The sequence below is a fragment of the Hominifimenecus sp. rT4P-3 genome, from assembly GCF_051055405.1.
In the GTDB taxonomy this organism is placed as follows: domain Bacteria; phylum Bacillota; class Clostridia; order Lachnospirales; family Lachnospiraceae; genus Pseudolachnospira.
Genome location: NZ_CP167068.1, coordinates 880,083 through 902,709 on the forward strand (window position 1 = coordinate 880,083; position 22,627 = coordinate 902,709).

25 protein-coding genes are annotated in these 22,627 nt (G+C 46.0%); all 25 read left to right on the forward strand.

The features are described from left to right. The first annotated feature begins 70 nt into the window (after window positions 1–70). The 25 genes from ACCC71_RS04200 to ACCC71_RS04320 all read left to right on the forward strand — a co-directional run bounded on the left by ACCC71_RS04200 (window position 71) and on the right by ACCC71_RS04320 (window position 22,622). The gene (locus ACCC71_RS04200) at window positions 71–466 is read left to right on the forward strand and encodes a hypothetical protein (RefSeq protein ID WP_434311177.1); all 396 of its coding nucleotides are present in this window, start codon (window positions 71–73) and stop codon (window positions 464–466) included. Between the two features lie 354 nt (window positions 467–820). Next, window positions 821–2,155 (forward strand): AAA family ATPase, encoded by a 1,335-nt coding sequence (locus ACCC71_RS04205; RefSeq protein ID WP_434311178.1) that lies wholly within the window; start codon window positions 821–823, stop codon window positions 2,153–2,155. A gap of 270 nt (window positions 2,156–2,425) precedes the next feature. Then, window positions 2,426–3,349: a hypothetical protein gene (locus ACCC71_RS04210; protein ID WP_434311179.1), complete on the forward strand. Its 924-nt coding sequence runs from the start codon at window positions 2,426–2,428 to the stop codon at window positions 3,347–3,349. Between the two features lie 3 nt (window positions 3,350–3,352). Beyond that, window positions 3,353–3,577, forward strand: a complete 225-nt coding sequence (locus tag ACCC71_RS04215; RefSeq protein WP_434311180.1) for a DUF2188 domain-containing protein — start codon at window positions 3,353–3,355, stop codon at window positions 3,575–3,577. An 825-nt stretch (window positions 3,578–4,402) separates the two neighbouring features. Continuing rightward, window positions 4,403–5,107 (forward strand): hypothetical protein, encoded by a 705-nt coding sequence (locus ACCC71_RS04220; RefSeq protein ID WP_434311181.1) that lies wholly within the window; start codon window positions 4,403–4,405, stop codon window positions 5,105–5,107. Further along, complete coding sequence (locus tag ACCC71_RS04225; protein ID WP_434311182.1) at window positions 5,098–5,958, forward strand: hypothetical protein; 861 nt, start codon at window positions 5,098–5,100, stop codon at window positions 5,956–5,958. The genes ACCC71_RS04220 and ACCC71_RS04225 overlap by 10 nt, the downstream gene beginning before the upstream one ends. Window position 5,959: 1 nt before the next feature. After that, the gene (locus ACCC71_RS04230) at window positions 5,960–6,640 is read left to right on the forward strand and encodes a DUF4314 domain-containing protein (RefSeq protein WP_434311183.1); all 681 of its coding nucleotides are present in this window, start codon (window positions 5,960–5,962) and stop codon (window positions 6,638–6,640) included. 11 nt (window positions 6,641–6,651) lie between these two features. Then, entirely contained in the window at window positions 6,652–6,792 is a 141-nt protein-coding gene (locus tag ACCC71_RS04235; RefSeq protein ID WP_434311184.1) for a hypothetical protein, read from the forward strand. After that, on the forward strand, window positions 6,782–7,237 hold the full coding sequence (locus ACCC71_RS04240; protein WP_434311185.1) for a hypothetical protein: 456 nt from the start codon (window positions 6,782–6,784) through the stop codon (window positions 7,235–7,237). Before ACCC71_RS04235 ends, ACCC71_RS04240 begins: the two co-directional genes overlap by 11 nt. 41 nt (window positions 7,238–7,278) lie before the next feature. Further along, window positions 7,279–8,385: a DNA (cytosine-5-)-methyltransferase gene (gene dcm / locus ACCC71_RS04245; protein ID WP_434311186.1), complete on the forward strand. Its 1,107-nt coding sequence runs from the start codon at window positions 7,279–7,281 to the stop codon at window positions 8,383–8,385. Window positions 8,386–8,395: 10 nt separating this feature from the next. Next, on the forward strand, window positions 8,396–9,955 hold the full coding sequence (locus tag ACCC71_RS04250) for an LPD28 domain-containing protein (RefSeq protein ID WP_434311187.1): 1,560 nt from the start codon (window positions 8,396–8,398) through the stop codon (window positions 9,953–9,955). 1 nt (window position 9,956) lies between these two features. Beyond that, on the forward strand, window positions 9,957–10,103 hold the full coding sequence (locus tag ACCC71_RS04255; protein ID WP_434311188.1) for a hypothetical protein: 147 nt from the start codon (window positions 9,957–9,959) through the stop codon (window positions 10,101–10,103). An 86-nt stretch (window positions 10,104–10,189) separates the two neighbouring features. Then, window positions 10,190–11,173, forward strand: coding sequence for a DNA adenine methylase (locus tag ACCC71_RS04260; protein WP_434311805.1), 984 nt, complete (start codon window positions 10,190–10,192; stop codon window positions 11,171–11,173). Beyond that, the gene (locus ACCC71_RS04265) at window positions 11,155–11,412 is read left to right on the forward strand and encodes a hypothetical protein (protein ID WP_434311189.1); all 258 of its coding nucleotides are present in this window, start codon (window positions 11,155–11,157) and stop codon (window positions 11,410–11,412) included. Before ACCC71_RS04260 ends, ACCC71_RS04265 begins: the two co-directional genes overlap by 19 nt. 2 nt (window positions 11,413–11,414) lie before the next feature. Further along, window positions 11,415–11,726, forward strand: a complete 312-nt coding sequence (locus ACCC71_RS04270; protein ID WP_434311190.1) for an AbrB/MazE/SpoVT family DNA-binding domain-containing protein — start codon at window positions 11,415–11,417, stop codon at window positions 11,724–11,726. Between the two features lie 21 nt (window positions 11,727–11,747). Beyond that, window positions 11,748–12,134: a SpoVG family protein gene (locus ACCC71_RS04275; RefSeq protein ID WP_434311191.1), complete on the forward strand. Its 387-nt coding sequence runs from the start codon at window positions 11,748–11,750 to the stop codon at window positions 12,132–12,134. Window positions 12,135–12,213: 79 nt separating this feature from the next. Next, window positions 12,214–12,969, forward strand: coding sequence for a hypothetical protein (locus ACCC71_RS04280; protein WP_434311192.1), 756 nt, complete (start codon window positions 12,214–12,216; stop codon window positions 12,967–12,969). A 542-nt stretch (window positions 12,970–13,511) separates the two neighbouring features. Next, on the forward strand, window positions 13,512–14,795 hold the full coding sequence (gene ltrA / locus ACCC71_RS04285) for a group II intron reverse transcriptase/maturase (protein ID WP_434309877.1): 1,284 nt from the start codon (window positions 13,512–13,514) through the stop codon (window positions 14,793–14,795). 118 nt (window positions 14,796–14,913) lie between these two features. Then, entirely contained in the window at window positions 14,914–19,272 is a 4,359-nt protein-coding gene (locus tag ACCC71_RS04290; RefSeq protein WP_434311193.1) for a SpaA isopeptide-forming pilin-related protein, read from the forward strand. After that, the gene (locus ACCC71_RS04295) at window positions 19,269–19,610 is read left to right on the forward strand and encodes a DUF7768 domain-containing protein (RefSeq protein WP_434311194.1); all 342 of its coding nucleotides are present in this window, start codon (window positions 19,269–19,271) and stop codon (window positions 19,608–19,610) included. The genes ACCC71_RS04290 and ACCC71_RS04295 overlap by 4 nt, the downstream gene beginning before the upstream one ends. Continuing rightward, the gene (locus ACCC71_RS04300) at window positions 19,607–19,939 is read left to right on the forward strand and encodes a DUF3852 domain-containing protein (RefSeq protein ID WP_434311195.1); all 333 of its coding nucleotides are present in this window, start codon (window positions 19,607–19,609) and stop codon (window positions 19,937–19,939) included. Before ACCC71_RS04295 ends, ACCC71_RS04300 begins: the two co-directional genes overlap by 4 nt. 147 nt (window positions 19,940–20,086) lie before the next feature. Next, complete coding sequence (locus ACCC71_RS04305; RefSeq protein WP_434311806.1) at window positions 20,087–20,974, forward strand: conjugal transfer protein TrbL family protein; 888 nt, start codon at window positions 20,087–20,089, stop codon at window positions 20,972–20,974. Window positions 20,975–21,071: 97 nt separating this feature from the next. Then, window positions 21,072–21,332 (forward strand): hypothetical protein, encoded by a 261-nt coding sequence (locus ACCC71_RS04310; protein WP_434311196.1) that lies wholly within the window; start codon window positions 21,072–21,074, stop codon window positions 21,330–21,332. 5 nt (window positions 21,333–21,337) lie between these two features. Further along, entirely contained in the window at window positions 21,338–21,949 is a 612-nt protein-coding gene (locus tag ACCC71_RS04315; protein ID WP_434311197.1) for a hypothetical protein, read from the forward strand. Next, window positions 21,915–22,622: a class B sortase gene (locus tag ACCC71_RS04320; protein ID WP_434311198.1), complete on the forward strand. Its 708-nt coding sequence runs from the start codon at window positions 21,915–21,917 to the stop codon at window positions 22,620–22,622. Before ACCC71_RS04315 ends, ACCC71_RS04320 begins: the two co-directional genes overlap by 35 nt. The last annotated feature ends 5 nt before the right edge of the window (window positions 22,623–22,627 follow it).

Sequence of the window (22,627 nt, forward strand, 5' to 3'; positions counted from 1 at the left end):
TAGTGAGTAGCCAGAGGCATCTTTTTTTATTGAAAAATATTATGGGCATAAGATGGAGGAAAAAGAATAGATGAAAGAAGTATACGTAAGGATAAGGAATTGGCGGGCAACATTGAAGGGGCTAACCATTTACGGGGAGCAGATTGCCCGGCAGGGGAAGATGGATAGAGTGCAGCGGAGCAGGAGGATGGCTGATGAAAGAATTTTGGAGGTTGGCCAAAGGGGAAATGCACCACAGCATTGTTCCAACTTATTGCAGCTAAAAGCAATTAAGGAATTAGGAAGATATGCTGAAGAAATGGCAGAAGTTAAGGGTGTGAAAGAAATAGACCAGATTTTAGAAGCTTCCGATGTAATCAGGCGTATGGGGCAGACATGGGAAATGTCCCGAATGAGATTGATGGTGTCAGTAGGATTGGGGATATTGCAGAAGGGCTGCAGGGAGAGGCAAAAGGTATGGAGATGATACTTGGGTAGTAAGAATTTTAGAAGCAAAGTATGTTAGAATTTTCTGGTGCTACAGGTATGTGTCGTGAAGAAATTAAACTATAACTCCGTTTTGAATCTGTATTAAATTTAGATAAAAGCGAGGAAGAAGAATATTTTATATGAAGAACAGTAAAAAGTATGTATGGCGTAAGATAATTTGGATATCTGGTAGTGAGGAGAAATATTCATCGCCATTTTTTATTGCCATGAAGTTCATGATGATTAAATGCAATTTTTGTGTAATTATAATAATATAAGAGGAAAAAAGAAAAGAAAAAGCGTTAGTTAAATTAGAATATAGAAAAAAAATGCAAAAAATTCAAATAACTACTTGACAGGCGGTGGTAGAAATAATATAATACAAGCTGTAGAAAGGTATGGTGCTATTATGTTTGTTTCGTTTTCAGTAGGTAATACAGGGCCATTTAAGGATATAACAGGAATTACAACTTTAGCTGAAAGTTTAAAAAAAGAATTAATAGAAGAAAATACGTTTAAAATTTCTGGACAGTACTACAATAAGGTATCTTACATTTACGGTGCTAATGGTTCAGGTAAAACAAATTTTCTTGCAGCATTAAATAAAATGCAAAAAATGATAATTATGTCAACTGTATTAGGTGCAAATAACAATAAATTGTTAGAAGTACCTGCAATAAAAAAAGAGTTGGCATCTCCAATAGAAACATATAAGTTTGACATTGATTGTAGGATGAAAGAAACTTATTTTGAAATTCAGTTATTATTAGAAGGGATTTTATATTCGTATTCTTTCACAACAAAGGATGGGAAAATACAAACAGAAGTTTTGACAAAGAAGAATAAGAGAACGGAAGTTCTTATTAAAAGAACATCACCTAATTATGAAGATATAGTACTTCGTTCGGGAATGGGTTCTTTTAAAAAAATGGTATCTGTTGTAAGAGACGATGCGCTATGCTTGGCTATGGCGGGTATGCTAAATAATTCGTTGGCTAATATGATTTTGAATGAAATAATGAGTTATCGTGTTATTAATATGGCTTCTGTTGAAAAGACCCCTAATTTTGATGAGGAAAATACTAGCGAAGAAGCGATAAAAAGATATCTTAAATATTTAAAAATTGCAGATCCAACACTTACAAATTTAAAAATTGATTTAGAATCAAAATTGGATAAGCATGTTTTAAATGAAGATGAATTAGAGAACAAGGAACTGGTTATAAAAAATATACAAGTGAGTGTCCAATCTTGGCATACTATCTACAAGGATCATAAGCCTGTAGAAGAAATAGATTTGCCTTTTTTAAAATATGAGTCAAATGGTACAATTCGAATGTTAAGGATTTTGCCAGCAATATTTGAAACCTTGGATACAGGAGGGGTATTGTTTATTGATGAGATTGAAAATGGTATGCATCCTAATTTGGTAAAGCTGCTAGTAAACCTATTTAATTCAAATGAAACAAATCCTAACCATGCTCAGTTAATATGTACTACACATGATACATTATTATTAAATGGGGTAAGAAGAGATCAAGTGTGGTTTACAGACAAAAATGTGTATGGAGAAACACAAATCAATCGGTTAAGTAATTTCCCTAATGTACGCGGAAATGATAACATAAGCGCAAAATATCTTCAAGGAGTATTTGGAGCAGTACCAAATATTTCGGATTTTGAATAAAAAAAGAACCAAAGCGGCAACTTTGGTTCCATGGTGGATATTCCACCTTATGTAGTAACCATGAACGAAATGACCATGGCACAAATAGAAATAACCAATACTTATAATACCATGGTTACTACATTTTTTCAACTGAAAAATCAAATAAGGGAGGCAAAAATATGCATAACAAATAGTAACATATGGTGTATGATGTGCCATTAAGAAAATAAGTACTTTGGTCATTTCTCCTTTTTTTATAGATATTTTATTAAAATTGGAGGGCATTAGATGAATCTATGCAAAAAAAGAATTAACAAATTGTCCTGTTTAAATTGGATTGAACAAGGGCAAAAGATAGTGATTGCGTTATATGATGCATTCAGATTTAAAGAAAAATTATTGGAACTGGGTTTTACAGCAGAGTTTAGAGATGGTGAAAAAATCCTTCCTGCGGTTCTCAATCCTGCAACAAGAAGAAATGCTGAAAAGTTTTATGTGGCAGACAAGTCGTTGCCAAAGGAAAAATATTATCAAACGTTATGGTGGACACGACAAGAATGGGCAGGCAGGGGTGAAACAAGAGAAGTCACAGATTATGTGGATATTCCAAAAGAAAGGTATCCCCAAATTGAATATCAGCCTTATAGTGTAGAATTGGCTTTGAAACATGATGAGGAAAATAAAATCTTTGTAATAACACCACCGATAGAATTTTGCGATCAAAACAAGAAAAAGTTAATAAATACAATCAATATTTTTCTGACAGTTTTTGGAGAGTGTGAAGTATTGGCGGAAAACTATGAACAACTAATTCCGACAAAAGTAATAAGACTTAATTGGGAGATTCTTCCGCAGGGGGAGTATCCTTGGGAAAAAATTAAGGATGATTTGGAAAAAATATCTAAACCTGAAAGTAAAACTGCAAGGAAAATGTTATTGGATAGGTGCGAATATATTCATAGTTTTCGTCCCGATTTTCTTGCTTATGGAAAATCGGGCTTTAGGGGATATGTTGTTTTCGGGTTTAGAAAGCAAAAAATGTACGTGCTTGAAAGCGTTTATAGGAATAATGCTACATATGTTTTTGGCGAAGATTGGGAAATACTTTCTCAATTGTCGAAAGCAGAGATTTTAGCTGGAGGCTTGCAAGAAGCACGATTGATTCATAATGATAACTGGAAACATGATATTGATGAATTACTGGAGGTATAGACTATGGGAAAAAATCAGCATGTTACGCCACATAAAGATGGCGGATGGCAGGTAAAAGGTGCCAATAATTCAAGAGCAACTGTTAGAACAGAAAGACAGGCGGATGCAATTGCGATAGCGCGAGAGATTGCTCGAAATCAAGAATCAGAGTTATTTATTCATGGTAGAAATGGAAGAATTAGGGAAAGAGATTCATATGGTAATGATCCGTTTCCGCCTAGAGGATAATTAGAAAGCTTTAAAATGATATGATAAATTAAATGTGGGGTAGAGCCTATATAATATTAATTTTATATTAGGTTTTATCCCATTTTTGTTAAACTGAAATATTTGTGCCTGAAAATGATATATGGTATTAGAGAAACTGATGATAAGAATGGTCACTTTCCTTATTTTGTATTAGAAAGAAATAGGATGAGCAAAAACACACAGATCAAAATCGTATTGTTGGGTATAGCCAAATAAAAAGGAATCTGGTTTTTTATGAGTATGATGAGGAACATGATTATTACAACAGCTTCATCCGTTTTGAGACGGCAAAAGAACTGGAATTGCTCATAGCACAGCTTGCAGCCGACGACATGAATGTATTGATTGAAGCAGGGACTGAAGATATACAGCATGCTTTGAAAGAGATAGATATAAACGATGCGACTGAATGCTACTATGACGGATGTATCCCGAACTACTGAAAAACGGGAAAAGAATGGATGTGATATGCCGGTCATTTTAAGGGATCATGGAAAGGCTGCAGGATAAACATTAAATTATTTATATGATGGGTGTGGGCTATGCCATGCCCATTTTTTATAAGAGGCGATTAAGCCTTCTCAGGCTTAATTGCCACAAAGCAGGAACAGGCTGGTGTGTCAAGGACGGCGAAGCCGGGAGTGGAGATTTTGCGAAGCAAAATACTACTCTGTATCCTTTACACATCAGACAGTTCCTGCTAACAGAAAAAACAACATAACCCAATCATATTACAGGCATATGGAAGAAGAAAAATCCATGTGCTTTTTTTATATTTTCAAATTCAGGAAAGGATGAAAGCCTATGTATTTTGCAGAAACAAAAACACTCAGGGAAATGGAACGGCTGATGCAGCGCATCCCGAATTTTCCGCAGAAAGGACACGGTATTGTCGTATTGAAAAGCGGAAACAGAATCCGTGACGATTGTATGTGCTGTATGCACCGCAGAGGAAGACCGCCGGATTATGAGTGCGGCTATGGCGAAAGCTCCTGCATTGCACAGAGGATCAAGCATGGAAATGCTTCTCCCTGCGAAGTGCTTGGGGAAACGCTGTACGCCGCGCTCTCTCCTCCATTTAAGAGGCGGCTGAATCAATATATCAAGGAAAGTGAGAGAAACCCGATGGACTATCGAAATGAAACGCACCGCGCGGTATTTGAAGACTGCATCAAAAAAAGGGATCGGAACAACCAAGCCCTTATGTCCGCACTCTATCTGCTGACGGCTGACTTTATGCTATGGCGATCCGTCAAATACTGCGTCGTCAATAATGTCATTTGTTTTGAACAGATACACCTGCACGGAACAAACGCAGACAGCTATCCCCTGTTTTGTGCGGCAAAGGACTTGTATCTCGGAACAGGCTGCCTTACCGTAAGCGACCTTGCCGATAAGTGTCTTGTGCCGCCGAAAGCCTTCCGGCTAATCTGCAATGCAATGGCAATCCGCCGCTTTGGACTCGGCGCAATCGCAGCCATGAAACGAGGTGATGAAGCATGGCATTGATAGGTGCAGTCATAACAAACAAAGGAAATACGCTCATAACAGAGCTGCCGAAGGATTATCTCCGTATTTATGAGGAACTTTGCTCCATCGGCTGCCGCAAGGCGCTCGAAAGGATTCCGCTGACCGATAACGAGGAAGACGATATCCGGGTTAAGCTCTATGCGGACAGCGATATCGGCAATCATCTGCTCTTCCTGTTGACCGAAAGCAGCACTCTGGCCGACGCCAATACCGCAGCCTATGCTGTGCTGAATGCAAGCGAAGATATCAAACAGGAATTAGAGCAGAATCTGCTGCACGACCAATATGCCAACACCGCAGAACTGCTCCGTGACATTAAGGATATGACCTACCAGACAGGACAGGTGAAAATGTCCTTCTTCTGCCCGCTTGACGGAAATATTGAGGATTCCGAATACGGCGGTACAACGCCTGTGGGAAACCTCTATCTGAAAAGCTATGAATGGGATATCCGTGAACTGCTGGAAATGGAGCAAGCGTCGCCGGAAGACGAAATGGCGCGATTTTTTGATGATGACGATAACATCAAGAACAAACTCGTCTCCGCCGTATGGACTGTTGACGAATACAAAGATAAGCTGTACGGCAGGATTGACTGTCGATTCAAGGAAGAACTAACAGAGGACGAAACAGAGACTTTCAAAGACTGGATTCTCGGACAGTGTTCGGACGGATTCGGCGAACATTTTGAGCAGCAGCCCATTCATACCGAGGACGGCGATCTGTTTGTTTCTTTCTGGAACAGCAGCGACAGTTATTTTCTCTGCACGGAGGATGAACTCGACGATTGCATCGAGGAATCACAGGGAATGCAGATGGGAGGGATATAAAGTGGATAAGTCAAACGAAAGAAAGCCGCTGCGGATAAAGAATCTTGCGGAACTGAAACGAACCGTCAAGCCCGGCGTTGAAATGCTTACCACATCTCACGCTTACCATAAGGATATGATCGGGCTTATCCGTCAAGTGAAACAGGTACAGACCGTTGGATTTTATTCGGTTGTTAAGGATCAGCCGAACCACCGATATTCTGTCTGCAATTATGGAAAGGGCTTTTTTACGCCGTTCGAAAAAGCCTCGGCATATATTTTTGACGGCGATACCATTTCACTGCTTGACACAAGAAAAAATGATGGCAGTATCCTTATGACCTTTCAGTTTTACGAGCAGAAACAAAAACAAGTGATCGAAAGCGAGGAAACGAACATGAACGAATTTGAACGCCTGCACCGCTTGGCGGAAAGGCACAGAGAAGCCTATCCGCCCGGAACACGGCTGGAACTCATCGACATGAATGATCCTTATGCGCCTGTGCCTTCCGGTACAAGAGGCACCGTGGATTTTATCGACGATATGGCGCAAATCCATATGAAATGGGATAACGGCAGGACGCTTGCATTAAACAGCGACGAAGACTCTTTCCGCAGGCTGACGCAGGAAGAACTGGCAGAAGAACAGGAAACACAGGATGACGACATGGATGAGGACAGTTCCCCTGTCATGGGAATGTAGGAGGCGAAAATTTGGAGATTCAGATTGAACTTTCAGAACCGGTGATAGAACTGCTTCTGCTGCAGGCGGCTGTGCAGGAAATCCCGGCAGAGGAAATCGTGGTCAGGGCAATTCAAAACTATATGAAACGAGGTGAGGACAATGCCGACTGAGGAAAAGAAAGGTATTACGGTCAAGGTGGACACCGGGCTTCACGCAGAGGTCAAGGAGTATATCGAAAGCCACGGCATGACAATGGCGGAGTTTGTATCGCTGGCATTACAGGACGAACTCCACCCTAAATTTAAGACGAAGGAGGATATGGGAAATATGAGAACTTTAGCATTTCAGGTACCGGACGATTTGTTCCGGCGAATCAAAGACTACCTACAGCGCAACAACATGACGCAGAAAGAATTTATCATCGGGCTGATCGAAACCGAACTGGAACGGGATATGGCCGAGCGTGAGAGCGTAAACGACACACAGACGGACGATTCCGAACAGGCCGAAGAAGATACCGGGCAGGAAGAAACAGCCGCTGTAGACGATTTTGAGGACGATTCTGACGAGGATGAATCCGAAGATGAGGAACAGGGCTTCTCTATGGGAATGTGAGGTGATATGGAAAGCAGATAGATAAAGGGAGTCGGATTGAAATGGCAATCCGATTTTTTGATATGTTCGCAGGCATCGGCGGATTCCGTTCGGGACTGGAAGCGGCGGGAGGCTTTGATTGTGTCGGCCACTGCGAAATCGACAAATATGCAAACAAAGCCTATCACGCACTCTATGAACCGAAAGGAGAAATCTATTATGAAGACGCAACCAAAATCAACCCTGCCGAACTCCCCGACATCGACCTTATCTGTGCGGGATTTCCTTGCCAGAGCTTCTCAGTTGCGGGAAAGCGGCTCGGATTTGCAGATACAAGAGGAACTCTCTTCTTTGAAGTTGCCCGCATCGCTGATGAGAAACGACCTGCATTTCTTTTACTGGAAAATGTGCCGGGGCTGTTGTCGCATGACGGCGGCCGGACATTTGAAACCATCCTCTCCACGCTTGTTGAAATGGGGTATCATCCTGAATGGTGTGTGCTTAACAGCAAATATTTCGGAGTCCCCCAGCAGAGAAGGCGCCTGTACATTGTCGGACATCGTGACGGACGAGGCGCCGGAGAAATATTTCCTCTCGGAAGCGGCAATGCGGAAAATCTTAAGCAGCTTATACCCGGACCGCAGGGATCGAGAGTCTACAGCACCGACGGCGTAGCCTGTACGCAGTGTGCGGGATCGGGCGGCTGGGGAGGCAAAACGGGACTCTATTTTATTGACCTGAATCCCGAACCCGCTATTACCGATGAGGCAAGATGCCTGATCGCCCGCTACGACTCCGGCGTGGGAAATCACAAGGGCAGAAATTCCGGCATTCTTGTAGAGGATACGCCGCGAGCGATCCTGACGCCTGACCGTGAAACCGTCCGTCAGAACGGCAGAAGGATGAAAGAGCCGGACGAGCCAATGTTTACAATCACGGCGCGGGACAGGCACGGCATTGTGCATCACGGCAGAATCCGAAAGCTGATGCCTATGGAATGCTGGCGGCTGCAGGGCTTTACGGACGAGCAGTTTCATAAAGCACAGGCCATCGGGCTTTCGGACGGGCATCTGTATAAGATGGCGGGAAATGCGGTAAGCGTACCCGTTATCACCGCCATCGGCAAAAGAATAAAAGAAATCAATGACCGTTACGGCATTGTGAAATGAGGTGAATCACTTGGCAAAGCAAATGACCATTGAACTTGTAACAGAATATGAAGGACTTGACGGCTATTATTACGCAGACCTTGATCTGCCCGCCGAGGATTACGCAATCCGGGACGCCCTGCAAAAAGCAAGGGCTGTTCTCAGACAGGACGGCTATCAGGAAATTTCCATCTTAAACTGTGACCTCCTGCCGGGACTTTCAGATGTCCGGCTGGATTCGCCTACGCTGGATGAACTGAACTTTTTTGCAAAGCGGCTGGATTCTCTGAATGATGAAGAACGGCTGGCGCTGCTGGCTGTTGCTCCCCGTGTCATACCCGATCATCCCGAAGGCGAACTTGTCAGCATGAAGGATTTAATCAACATGACTTATGGGCTTGATACCGTCATGATTGCTTCCAATGTGGGAAACGATGAGCAGCTCGGACAGTTTGTGGTGGAAAACGACCTGCATGAGGATGTTGCAAGTATTCCCGACAATGCGCTGTATCTGCTGGATCGAAAGCAGATCGGAAAGCTTCAGAGGGAAAATGACGGCGGTGTGTTTATAAACGGCTGCTATGTGATTGCAGGAGATTATGAAATGCCGGAGGTGTATGACGGAAAAAACCTTCCCCATGAAGAAGCTTCCCATTGGTTTGCTTTTCGATTGGAGGTTGCAGAGGCTCCCGTAAACAGCGCCGATGAAACCGCAGGCAGCGCCGAGTGGATTAGCCTGCCTACCAAGAAAGAAAAAGCCGATGAGATTGCGAAACGGCATAATGAGGCTTGTATTGAAGACTGTGTGTATTACGGTTTTGAATCATCTGTCCCGCAGATTACATCTGAAATGTTCGGAGACATGGCGGATTTTGATACGCTGAATACACTGGCACAGCGCATGGCGGAACTGTCTCCGCTGGATCAGATGAAATTCAAGGCAGTCTTGTCCGCAAATCCTCCGAAGGATACTCAGACCGCACTGGATACGCTGAAGCAGCTCGACCGCTATGAACTGTCCTATGATTCGGATTCAGCAGGCGTATTTTTCAAAGATTATCTGCGCCATTTTATGGACAGCCGTTTTGACAGCAGATGGCTGGATACTCTGCTCACACAGAACGAGGGCGAACTGCTGCTTCAAAAGCTCGGCGCCGCCGAGACGCCGTATGGCGTAATTTCCGCATGCGGACGCTCCCTGTATGAAATCGTCCCATTCGACGAGCCGGAAGCGAAGGAGCTGAAAACGCAGACATTGACCAACGAAAAATTGGATGTCATCGAGGTGCTTGACCGCAGGGCGTTATTCTCAAACGGCAGGCTTATGCCGGAGGAAATCCCCGAAGGACTGTATGCCTACGATCTTAGGCACAGTGACGACGGCGGCCGATTCATCTCCATTGAGCCGAAGGTCGGCGTAAATCACGGCGGCACGGTGCTTATGAAGGAAATCCTCGATTTCGGAGAAAGCGGATATATCTCCTTCGAGGAAGATACCGATCCCAACTTTACAGGCTTATCGATGACGCCGCAGGAATTTGTCAATGAGGAACTCGAAGAAAATCAGGATTTCGAAGGGATGGTGATGTAGAATGAGTGAGCTTGCATGGCTGCTGGCAGGGCTTCTGATCGGCGGCTGTATCACAGCGACGGTACTCTGCTGTGTGCAGATTAACCGTATCAGTGCTTATGAGCAGGAAATCAGAAGGCTTCGGCAAAAGCTGAACGACAAAAATTAACGAGCCGGTATCAATCGCCCTGAAAACGATTGGTATCGGCCTTTTTTATTTCAGGGCGGTTGACGCCGCCAAAGGAGGTGGTGATTATCAAAAGCCCTGTCAGTTGGATGGGAAACAAGACTTCCATCCTTCACATTTTATACGCTTTGTTTCCGCTGAGTTACGGGCGGTACATTGAGCCTTTCGGCGGATCGGGCGCCGTGCTGCTGGGCAAAGCTGTTCCCGACAAGTTTGAGGTGTATAACGACTATAACGCAAACCTTGTCAATCTGTTCCGCTGTATGCGTGACAGGCCAATGGAATTCATAAGGGAGCTTGGCTTTCTCAATTTAAACGCAAGAGACGATTTTGTCGTCCTCAAGCGCTTCTTTGAAAAGCAGGAATTTACCAACGAGTTTCTGAAACAGGAGCTTGACCTGACGAGCATCCTGCTCCCCGCACCGAATGCGGCGGAAATCAGGCTGCTGTATAAGACGGCGAAGGAGGATTATGACCTGCGCCGTGCGGTGATGTTCTTAAAGCTCGTCCGCTACAGCTATTCCAGCGGCGGAAAATCCTATGCCTGCCAGCCGTTCAACATTGCCAGCCTGTTTTCACTGATTGAGCAGCTTGCAAAGCGGCTGGCAAACGCAATCATTGAAAATCAGGATTTCGAGGTGCTGATCCGGCACTATGACCGGCCGGACGCCTTTACCTACTGTGATCCGCCATATTTCACCAGCGAATATGTCTACGAGTGCGGCTTCACATGGGATGACCATGTCCGGCTTCACCGTGCGCTTGCAGAAACCAAAGGAAAATGGCTGGTATCCTATAACGACTGCCCTGAAATTAGGGAGCTGTATCAGGACTACAATCAGTTCGGATTCAAGCGAATCCATTCGATGGTGCAGAAATACGAAGCCGGAAAGGAATTCCCCGAACTGCTTATCGGAAACTATGATTTCTATGAACGGGAACGGCAGAAGGAAAGACAGCTCACTCTGTTTGAGACGGAAAACGAGCTAAGCCCTGCAGAAATCGAAAAAATCCTAAAGGAGTGTATCATATCATGCAAAATAAAAAAATGAAGCAAAACTTCGTGCTGCTTTCCATTCCCGCCAAAATGCTTGCGGCAACGGGGATTTTTGAAGGCGGCGGAATGAGGATGAGCGTGAAAGAAAACAGGCTCATTATTGAAAAGGCAGATGCGCCGGAGGACTTTGTCTGCGACGGCGATTGCGAGCATTGCCCGCTGAACGAGACAGACTGCGACGGAAACTGCGAGGACTGTCCCTGCAGCGAAGAATGTGAAGATGCGGAGGTGTGAGAATGGCAAATACCATGTACCGTATCCTCGGTAAGCGCGGACGCATCACCATTCCCTATGAAATGCGGCGGCGTGTCGGATTCAGTTATAACGATGTGCTGTCCTTTACGGAATCGGAAGATGGCAGGACTGTGCTTGTCAGGAGAGAAAAAATCTGCAACAACTGCAAGGACGATCCGCCCGGCGACAGTGTAAATGAGGTCACTTTGCTTGAATTCTTAGACGGGCTGTCCGATTCCGAGCAGCACGCCGCTTTAATTCATCTGTCGGTTAAGTGGGCGGAAAAGCAGGCGCCGGGCATCACTGCACAGTAAACATGAACAGGAGGAAAAGCTATGGCAGCAAAGAAACAAGCAGCTCCCGCAAAGGAGCAGAAGCAAAAGAATCCGTCTATACAGGTGCGGATCGACAGGTTGAATGATTATGAAGGAAGTAGCGTAAAAGCGTTTGCCAGCGCCAACATCGGCGGCGCCTTCGCCATCCACGGCATCCGTGTCGTGGATTCACAGAAAGGCTTGTTCGTCTCCATGCCCCAGAACAGCTATAAGGACGGAAACGGCAATACCAAATACAGCGATATCTTTCATGCAATAACCGCCGAGGCAAGAAATGAGCTTAACGAAAAGGTCACAGAAGCATATGAACAGGCGCTTCAGGAACAGCAACAGCAGGATGAGACTGAGGCAGAAAGCGAATCACAGGACATGGCGCCGAGTATGTAACTTTTTCTGAAATCTCGCAGAAATGTCTGGACTTTTGCGTTTTTCTCGGTATGCTTGTGGTAAAGGACGGTGATCAAGTATGAAGAAAAAAGTAATAACCGCAGTTTTATGCGGACTTCTGATAACAGGGCTTGCCGGGTGCGGAAAGCAGGCAGAACCGCCTGAAAAGACCATACCGGACAGTACGGTCACAGCAGAGGCAATATCGACGCCGGACAGCGAAACAGGCGATGCTACCTCTGCCGCACAGACAACTTCGCAGGAATCGGAAACACCTACGCCCGCCACACCTGAAACAAAACCACAGGCAGAAGAAACAGAAAGCCCACCGACGCCGCCTGCCGAATCGCAGCCAAAGAAAGAAACCACTCCGGCTCAGACAGAACAGGCAAAGCCTGCGCCTGCGGCGCCGGAAACCCAGCCGCAGCAAGAACCGCAGGAAACACCGGCTGAAGTGCCACCGGCACAGCCTACTCCGGCTCAGCCGGAAACGCCTGCAGAACCTGAAACGCCTCCGCATGAGGCACAGCCGAAAACAGCCTATGACTTCGAGTTTGATATCGAGGCGATCAAAGCAGACTGCATCGGGATAGGACAAGGCATGGGGCTTACGCTTGACGCATCCCTTACCCCGGACAACGCTTCATGGTGGAATCCCGTGACGGCGTCGCAAAGCAATCAGGGCGAAGCCTTAAAGCAGAACCTTGCAGGCTATATCCGATTCCATACCGCCGACAACCTAAGCGCCTACGGCATGGATGACATCACACACTTTAATATCTACTGCGAAGCAAGAGGAAACGGCGTATACTCCATATACTTCCTCTTCGCATAGCAGCCTATTATCGGGAACCTCCCTCTGTGAAAAAACACAGAGGGATTTTTTTAGTTTGCGCGCCATGGGTGCGCTCTAACGGGTGCAAGTCCCGAACACGCCCAGATAGTGGGAAGTGTATAGCCGAACAGCAAGGGTGTCCATCGTGAGGTGGAATCTGAAGGAAGCTGTAAGCAAATCTCTGGTCCGACGGACAGAAATCGCATATAAGGCTAGGCTACGAGAGATAAGTTGGCTGAAAACAACGAAGTCTAATAACTATCACATTTATAGTAGCAGAGTAAATGCGGCGGATATATGGAGAGAAAGAGCGCACACCTTAAGCGTGGAGGTCTCACAGAGGTTTCATTTGCCTAGTAACAACGAACTGTGAGAAGTCAGCAAAGCCCATAGTAGTGAAGAAGTCTCTGTAATGGGGATGGAGCAAAGGGGCGAACAATCAATAAGTTTGAGTATGTCTCGTATTGCAGAGATGGCAACACCTGCCGTAACCAATCGGGTAAAAGATGGTCAAATCAAGCGAGACGGAAAGGAAAGAACGCATGGACACAAGTAGTCTAATGGAGCAGATTGTATCTAGCGACAATCTCAACAGAGCATATCTGCAAGTCGTACGAAATAAAGGTGCAGAGGGAGTGGACGGAATGAAGTACACGGAACTCAAAGAGCATCTTGAAAAGAACGGAGAAACCATCAAGGAACAGTTGAGGACAAGAAAGTATAAACCTCAACCAGTACGAAGAGTGGAGATACCAAAGCCTGATGGAGGTGTCAGAAACTTAGGAGTACCAACAGTAACAGACAGATTTGTACAACAGGCCATTGCACAGGTGTTAACACCAATCTATGAAGAGCAGTTCCATGACCATAGTTATGGATTCAGACCGAATAGATGTGCACAGCAGGCAATCCTAACGGCATTAGATATGATGAATGACGGCAATGATTGGATTGTTGACATAGACTTGGAAAAGTTCTTCGACACAGTGAATCATGACAAGCTGATGACTATCATAGGTAGGACTATTAAAGATAGAGATGTTATCTCAATCGTCAGGAAATACCTTGTCAGCGGAATCATGATTGATGAGGAATACAAGGATTCTGTTGTGGGAACACCGCAAGGAGGAAACCTTTCGCCATTGTTGGCAAACATCATGCTCAATGAACTTGATAAGGAAATGGAAAAGCGAGGGCTTAACTTTGTACGCTATGCGGACGACTGCATCATTATGGTCGGAAGTGAAATGTCTGCAAACAGAGTCATGAGAAATATTTCACGATTCATTGAAGAGAAACTAGGGCTTAAGGTGAACATGACCAAGAGCAAAGTAGACAGACCAAGCGGAGTGAAATACCTTGGATTTGGATTCTACTTTGACACAAGAGCACATCAGTTTAAGGCGAAACCACATGCAAAGTCGGTAGCTAAGTTCAAGAAGAGAATGAGAGAACTCACTTGCCGTAGTTGGGGCGTTAGAAACAGATACAAGGTAAAGAAACTCAATCAGCTTATTAGAGGGTGGATTAACTACTTCAAGATAGGAAGTATGAGAACACTTTGTAAGGAACTAGATTCCCGAATACGTTTCCGCTTACGAATGTGTATATGGAAACAATGGAAAACCCCACAGAACAGAGCAAAGAATTTGATGAAACTTGGGATTAGCAAGAAATTTGCATGGTCAACAGCTTATTACGGAGCTCATATAGCACACGTGTGCCAAAGAGGTGCAATGAATATGGCTGTTACAAAAGAGAGACTAACCCGATTTGGATTAGTCTCAATGTTAGATTACTACACCGAAAAGAGTGTCGCTTGTTAAGTTGGTTGAACCGCCGTGTACCGAACGGTACGCACGGTGGTGTGAGAGGTCGGGAAATTTATTTAAATTTTCCTCCTACTCGATTGCCCAAAATCAAGAAAGGACGGTTTAACAGCCTATGAAAACAAAGTTTAAGTTAAGCGGCAGGCGTATCCTGTCAGCGGCTCTCTGCCTGCTGATGATGGTGACCGCACTGCCCATGTCCGCCTTTGCGTGGACAAGCGAGGAAGGACACAACTGCACCTCCTCTTTCGGAGACAGGTATGTCGGCTCTGACGGCGAATACTATTACAGCAAGGATTCGTATTCTATTATCGCATACGACAGTAACGGAAATATCTCTATTCACCCGATCAGCGCAGGAAACGCTAAGCGCAAATATATGATGAATGACAGCAGCGGAATGCATCAGGTGTACTGTGTGGAATCCGGCATTGATTTCAGTTCGGGAAATTCCTATGTGTCGCAGAACGGGACGAACAGCTCCTATTTTCAGAATCTGCCCATCGACGCACAGTTTGGTGTTATGATGGCTTTGATGTACGGCTGGCACGAAGGATTGTCCTCCCCTGTGGCAGGTACGAACGCCGATGACTATGCCTTTGCCACACAGACGATTATCTGGGAATACCAACAGCAGCTCCGCACAAGCCCCACCGATCTGCACAGTGCAAACGGCATAGACGCGGACACCTACTGCTGTTCCTTAGTGGGAAGACCTGCCGAGAAGTGCTATAACTGGATTTTATCGCAGATGGCAGACCATTACAGGATTCCGAGCTTTATGGCAAGGAGTCAGGGCAATGCGGATACCTATACGCTGAAGTATAACCCTGACGCGAATAACTACAGCCTTACCCTGACGGATACCAATAATACCCTTGCGGATATTCACCTCTCCGCAGACGGCATCCGGGTATCGAGAAATGGAAACCAGTATACCTTTACCAGCGATTCGATGATCACCTCTCCCGTTGCGGTTTCCGCACAGAAGAATGTCAATCTCAACTGCGGGGATATGCTGATTTGGGGATGCGTCGGCAAACAGACCATGATCTCCGGCGCTTCCGATCCCGTATATTTTTACCTGAATATCGACACCGAAACCTATGGTACAGGGCGTATTCAAAAGACCTCGGAGGACGGCGTGGTATCCGGCGTCAGCTTCAATATTTCCGGCAACGGAGTCAATCAGAATGTCACAACGAACGCAGACGGCACAGTAGATGTGCAGCTTATGCCCGGAATTTACACCGTGAGCGAGTTGAGCATTGACCGCTATGAGCCGCAGAGCGTTCAGAGAGTAACCATCGTCAGCGGCCACACTTCTACCGTGACATTCAATAATGTACTGAAACGCGGGGATCTTACCGTGACCAAGACCAGTGAGGACGGACTGAATGAAGGCGTGAAATTCCATCTTTCCGGAACCTCGCTCAGCGGACTTCCCGTTGACGAATACGCCGTTACAGACAGCACGGGCAAGGCGTATTTCAGAGATGTCCTCATCGGTTCCGGCTATGTACTGTCGGAAGTAGACACGGCTATTCGTTATGTGGTGCCTGACGATCAGGAGGCAGCCATCGAGTGGAACAAGGTGACGGAAAAAGGATTTTATAATATTCTGAAGAAATTTCAAGTGACTGTTACCAAATCCGATGCGGAAACCGGAACCGCACAGGGCGACGCTTCTTTGAGCGGTGCAGTATATGGTATTTACAAAGGTGACCAGCTTGTTGATACCTACACCACCGACGCAAACGGACAGTTTACCACCAAATTTTATATCTGTGATTCCGATTGGACAATCCGTGAAATCTCACCGAGCGAAGGTTACCTGTTAAACGATACCGTATATCCGGTGGGAGCAGAGCCGGAGCTTTATACGGTGGAATATAATGCTACTGCAAACGATGTTCTCGAAACCGTGCAGAAGGGAAAAATTGCTCTCATCAAGCATTGTGACGATGGCGAAACACAGCTCGAAACACCGGAGATCGGTGCGGAATTTGAGGTGTTCCTCAAAGCATCAGGCAGCTATGACAGTGCAAAGGAATCTGAGAGAGATATCCTCGTCTGTGATGAATTCGGCTTTGCCGAAACAAAAGATTTGCCCTACGGAATTTATACTGTAAAACAGACCAAAGGCTGGGACGGCAGGGAGCTGATGGACGCCTTTGATGTGTTTATCAGCAAGGATGGCGAAACCTATCGCTATCTCATTAACAACGCACCGTTTAAGAGCTATATCAAAGTCATCAAAACCGATGCGGAAACAGGAAAAACCATCCCTTATGCGGGTGCGGCATTTCAGATTTACAACCCCGCAGGCGAGCTGGTAACGATGAAATTCACCTATCCCGAAGTAACGGAGATCGATACCTTCTATACCACGGCGGACGGTACACTGATTACTCCCGAAGTCTTGGATTTCGGATACGGGTATTCGCTGGTGGAGGTATCCGCACCGTTTGGATACACCATCGACCGCACGCCTGTGTATTTTGATGTGACCGAGGATAACTCATCCGAAGAAAACGCCATTACCATCATCAAGGTGGAACGCCCGAATACGCCGCAGAAAGGCACAATCACCGTCAGCAAGTCCGGCGAAATTTTTGACTCGGTGGCAGGCGACAAAGGCTTTTATCATCCGATTTATGCGGTCGGCGGACTTGCGGGAGCTGTCTATGAGATCACGGCCGCCGAGGATGTGGTTACGCCTGACGGTACGCTTCGATACAGCAAAGGCGAAGTTGTCGCAACGATTGAAACCGACAGTACAGGATCAGCGACTACAGAACCGCTGTATCTTGGAAAATTCGAGGTGCGGGAAATAAAGGCGCCTTATGGAATGGTCATCAGTGATGAGGTGCATCCGGTAGAATTGACCTATGCCGGACAGGAAGTGGAAATTACGGAAACGGCGACAGCGTTCTATAACGAGCGCCAGCGTGTGCAGATTGACCTCTCCAAAGTAATGGCGCAGGATGAGAGATTCCAGATTTGTATGAATGGAGAAATCTTTTCCGTGCAGTTTGGACTGTTTGCCGCAGAGGATTTGACTTCTGCCGATGGCTCGGTTATTCCTGCCGATGGGCTTATGGAGATGGTATCCTGTGATGAAAACGGCAAGGCTGTTTTTGCCACAGATGTTCCCGTGGGCGCCAAGCTGTATGTGAAGGAGCTTGCAACCAACGAGCAGTATATCCTCTCTGATGAGAAGTACCCGGTAAACTTCGAGTATGCTGGACAGGACACAGCAACAGTCAGCATTACCGTAAATGACGGCGAAGCGATACCAAACGATATCATCTACGGCAATATCAAGGGACTCAAGATTGATCGTGAAACTGAGGAAACCATTGCAGGCGCACTGTTCGGTCTGTTCCGTGCAGATGAAATGGAATTTACAGCAGAAAAGGCAATCCTCACAGCCGAATCCGGCGAGAACGGAGTCTTCACCTTTGAGAATGTGCCTTACGGAAACTGGATCATCAAGGAACTGCAGCCCGCAGAATCCTTTCTCCTTAACGAGGAAATCTACCCTGTGACCGTATCCGAGCATGAAGAAACCATTGAGATTACCGTGGTCAATGACCGTATTCCCGAAATCGGAACAACGGCAGCCGTGGACGGCGAAAAAGAAATTTTTGCAACAGAAGTGTTCACCCTCATCGATGTTGTGGCGTATCAGCACCTGATCCCCGGTAAGGAATATGTCTTCAAGGGTGTTCTTATGGATAAATCCACAGGCAAACCGCTTGTAATCGACGGTCAGGAAATCCTTGCGGAAACTGTGTTTACACCGGAAACTCCCGCAGGTGAAGTAACTGTCGAATTTACCTTCGATTCTAAGTATATCAAGGCCGACACCGATATCGTCGTGTTTGAGAGTTTGTATAAAGACGGCAAAGAGCTTGCTGTCCATGCAGATATTGAGGACGAAGGTCAGACCGTCAAAGTGAAAGTTCCCGAAATCGGGACACAGGCAACAGCAGAAGGAAAAAAGGAAATCACCGCAAAAGGCAGCATCACTATCGATGATATCGTATCCTACAAGAACCTGACTCCCGGCAAGGAGTATACGGTCAAGGGCATTCTCATGAACAAAAAGACTGGGGAGCTGTTTATGGTTGACGGAAAAGAGATTACAGCAGAAGTAACCTTTACTCCCGAACAGCCGGACGGCGAAATCAAGGTATCTTTCAACTTCGATGCAACTGGTATCACAACCGAAACCGAAGTTGTGGTGTTCGAGCGTTTGTTCCGTGACGGCGTAGAGATTGTCGCCCATACGGATATTGAAGATGACGGTCAGACCGTAAAACTTGTTCCGCCGACTCCCGATGTTCCTCAGACCGGCGATAATTCAAACCTCGGCTTCTGGATCGGGCTTGGGGCAGTGGCTCTCGGCGGTTTGGTATCTCTTGTGATTATTCAGATCAAACGAAAGAAGGATGATGATAACGAATGATGAAAAAGGTGTATATCTGCTCTCCACTCGGTGGCAATGTCAGCGAAAATCTTGAACGGGTAAAGAGATACACCAAATATGCGCTTAAGTGCGGCACGGCTCCGGTCGTGCCGCATTTCTATGCGCTGTGTCTCGATGACGGCAAGCCGAAGGAACGTGAAATCGGGATGGCGGCAGGGCTTTCCCTGCTTTGGTTTTGTGACGAAATGTGGATATTTGGGGATGAGATAACCGAAGGTATGGCGGCAGAGATTCAGTTCTGCAGAAACCTGAATGTGAAAACCCGAAAAATCCGGGAACAAGAAATCAGCAAATTGATAGGAGGTAATTGCTTATGAAAAAGAAAACAATGAGAACGCTGCTCTGTGTTATGATGATGGCGGTAATGGTGACCATGACCTCTGTAACTGCCTTTGCCGCAGGCGATGTGGCAACCGCCATCGAAAATACTTGGACGGCGGCACAGACGCAGATCAAGTCGGTCGTCAACAATGTGGTGTTCCCAGTAATCGATATGATCCTCGCCATCCTCTTCTTTGTGAAGCTTGGGACGGCGTATTTCGATTACAGAAAACACGGTCAGTTTGAATTTACAGCTCCGGCGATTTTGTTCGCCTGCCTGATCTTTACACTGACAGCTCCGCTGTATATCTGGTCAATACTCTGATGCCAATCACTGCAAACGCAGAGTATGTAAATCAAAGGAAACGGCAAGGCAGGCGGCAAAACCGTCTGTCCTGCCTGTGTATATAGCGGGAGGTGATGACCTATTTTTGACTGGTTAGGAGATATATTCTCCGGAATAGGCGACGCCATCGGAAGCGCGTTTGATTTTCTTGGAGAACAAATATCCAATGTGATTTGGAACACAATGCTGAAGTGGTTTTATGAAACCATTTATAACGCTGTTGCCGATTTCTTTACCATGATGGGAAACATGGGCGCGGATATCTTTGCCCTTGATTGGGTGCAGGCGACCATTAAGCTGTTTACCTTGTTCGGCTGGACGCTCTTTATTGCGGGCGTGGTGGTAGCTGTATTTGATACGGCAATCGAATATCAAAACGGAAGGGCAACCATTAAGACCACGGCGATCAATGTCCTGAAAGGATTTTTTGCCTGTTCGTTAATCGGTATTGTGCCAGTGGAGCTGTATAAATTCTGTATATCCCTGCAGAACACCTTTGCCCATGATTTGTCGGCAATTTTCGCCGGGCAGCAGTCTATTGATTTGGCAGGACAAAGCACTTCTGTGCTTGTGGGCAGTTTTGCTGTATCAAGCCAGATTAGCTTTAATCTGTTTAATCTGCTGGCAATGATCGCCTTTGCTTATTGTGTGATCAAAATATTCTTTCAAAACATCAAGCGAGGCGGCATCCTGTTGGTGCAGATGGCAGTAGGCGCACTGTATATGTTTTCTGTGCCGAGAGGTTATCAGGATGGATTCAACCAGTGGATGAAGCAGGTGGCGGCAATCTGCCTGACGGCGTTCATGCAGACAACGCTGCTGTTCTTGGGGCTTTTAACCTTCCCTGGCAATATGCTCTTAGGGCTTGGAATTATGCTGGCGGCCAACGAAGTGCCGAGGATTGCCCAGCAGTTCGGTTTGGATAGTTCTGTCCGAGTCAATATGATGAGCGTTGTCCATGCCACGACCACGGCGGTCAATCTGACGCGTTCTGTGGCAAGGGCGGTTAAGTAAAGAGGTAGCAGCATGAAAGAAAATAAAGAATTAGAACGGATGACTTACGCGGAGAACACGCAGAGAACGATGATGACATGACTATGGGAGGGATATGATGGCAATTTATTTGTATCCGCAGAATCTGAAAGCCACGGCGAATCTGTGGCTGTGGGGATTGCGGGATTTTTCGATTTTATGTATCGCCGCACTGCTTTCGGTGGTGGCGCTGGTAAAGCTCGGCATAGTTATCCCGGCTGCAATGACCTTGGGTTACGGCTTTTTGACCATCCGAATGGACGATATGACCGTGCTTGATTTTATCCGGTACGCCGTGCGGTATTTTATTAGTACCCAGCAATATTACGAATGGAGGTGACGCTTGTGGGGAAGAAAAAAGAAACACAGCAGAAAAAGAAAAAAGGGCGCTCCACGCAGGAACTGGTGGGCATCAAGACCTTTACCAAATACGGTCTTGAAACAACGAAAGGCGAGTTGCTCTTTTACCTTGTATCGCCCACCAACATTTCGGTGCTGTCCCATACCAACATTGAAATTAAAATCCGCCACCTGATGATGGTGCTGTCCGCTATTCCTAATGTGGAAATCACCTGCACAGACTCCTGCGAGTGTTTCGATGACAATAAGAGCTATCTGCAGATGAGGCTTTCGGAGGAACAGAATCCGAAGGTGCGGAAAATCCTGAAAAAAGATGTGGAGATGCTCGATCATGTGCAGGCGGAAATGGCGACCGCAAGACAGTTTTTGTTTATCATGCGCTGCAAAGGCCAGAAGCCTGAGCAGATATTTCAGACTGCCAACCGCACCGAAAAGGTCATCTCCGAGCAGGGCTTTGAGGTACAGCGGATGAAGAAAGCGGATATCAAACGCTTTCTCGCCATTTACTTTGAGGCAAGCATGAACGGCGATCAGATGGCAGATACAGATGGAGAACAATTCTATGCAACAGACGATGACGAAAAAACAGAGGATTAGCATGGCGGCTGTTTCTGTTCTGCTGTCGGCGCTTCTTGCTGTGTCCGGGGTGATGATTTTTAGAGAGCTGTCTATACAGCAGAAAGAAAAAGAAGATTTCAGGGAACTTGTGGAATTGGTGCAGATTACTCCTTCAAAGCCGGCACAGCCCGATGAAACACCGGTGCCAACCGATGACGAGCCGGAAGAAAGCCTGCGGGATCTGTCAGTACTGTTTGCAGAAAACAGTGAATGCATCGGCTGGCTGTGTATCCCCGATACGGCGATAGACTATCCTGTCATGTACACGCCGAATGCTCCGCAGAAATACCTGCGGCGGAACTTTTACGGAGAATACAGTCAGAGCGGCGTTCCCTTTCTGGATTATCGGTGCAACCCTGACAGTGGGAATTTGCTGATTTACGGCCATAACATGAAAAACGGTACAATGTTCTCTGATCTAAAGAAGTATCTGGACGCAGATTTTTTGGACAGCCATCAAACCATTGAACTGCAAATTGGAGACAACCTGTACCGTTATACCATTTCCGAAACAAAGGTAACCGATACCTCGGACAAATGGTATGAGGATATCGGCAGAAATCTGTTTGAGGACAAGAGCTTTCTTGTCCTCTCCACCTGCTACGGCGGCGGAAATGGCAGGCTGCTTATTATCGCAGTAAAAGACAATTAAACAAC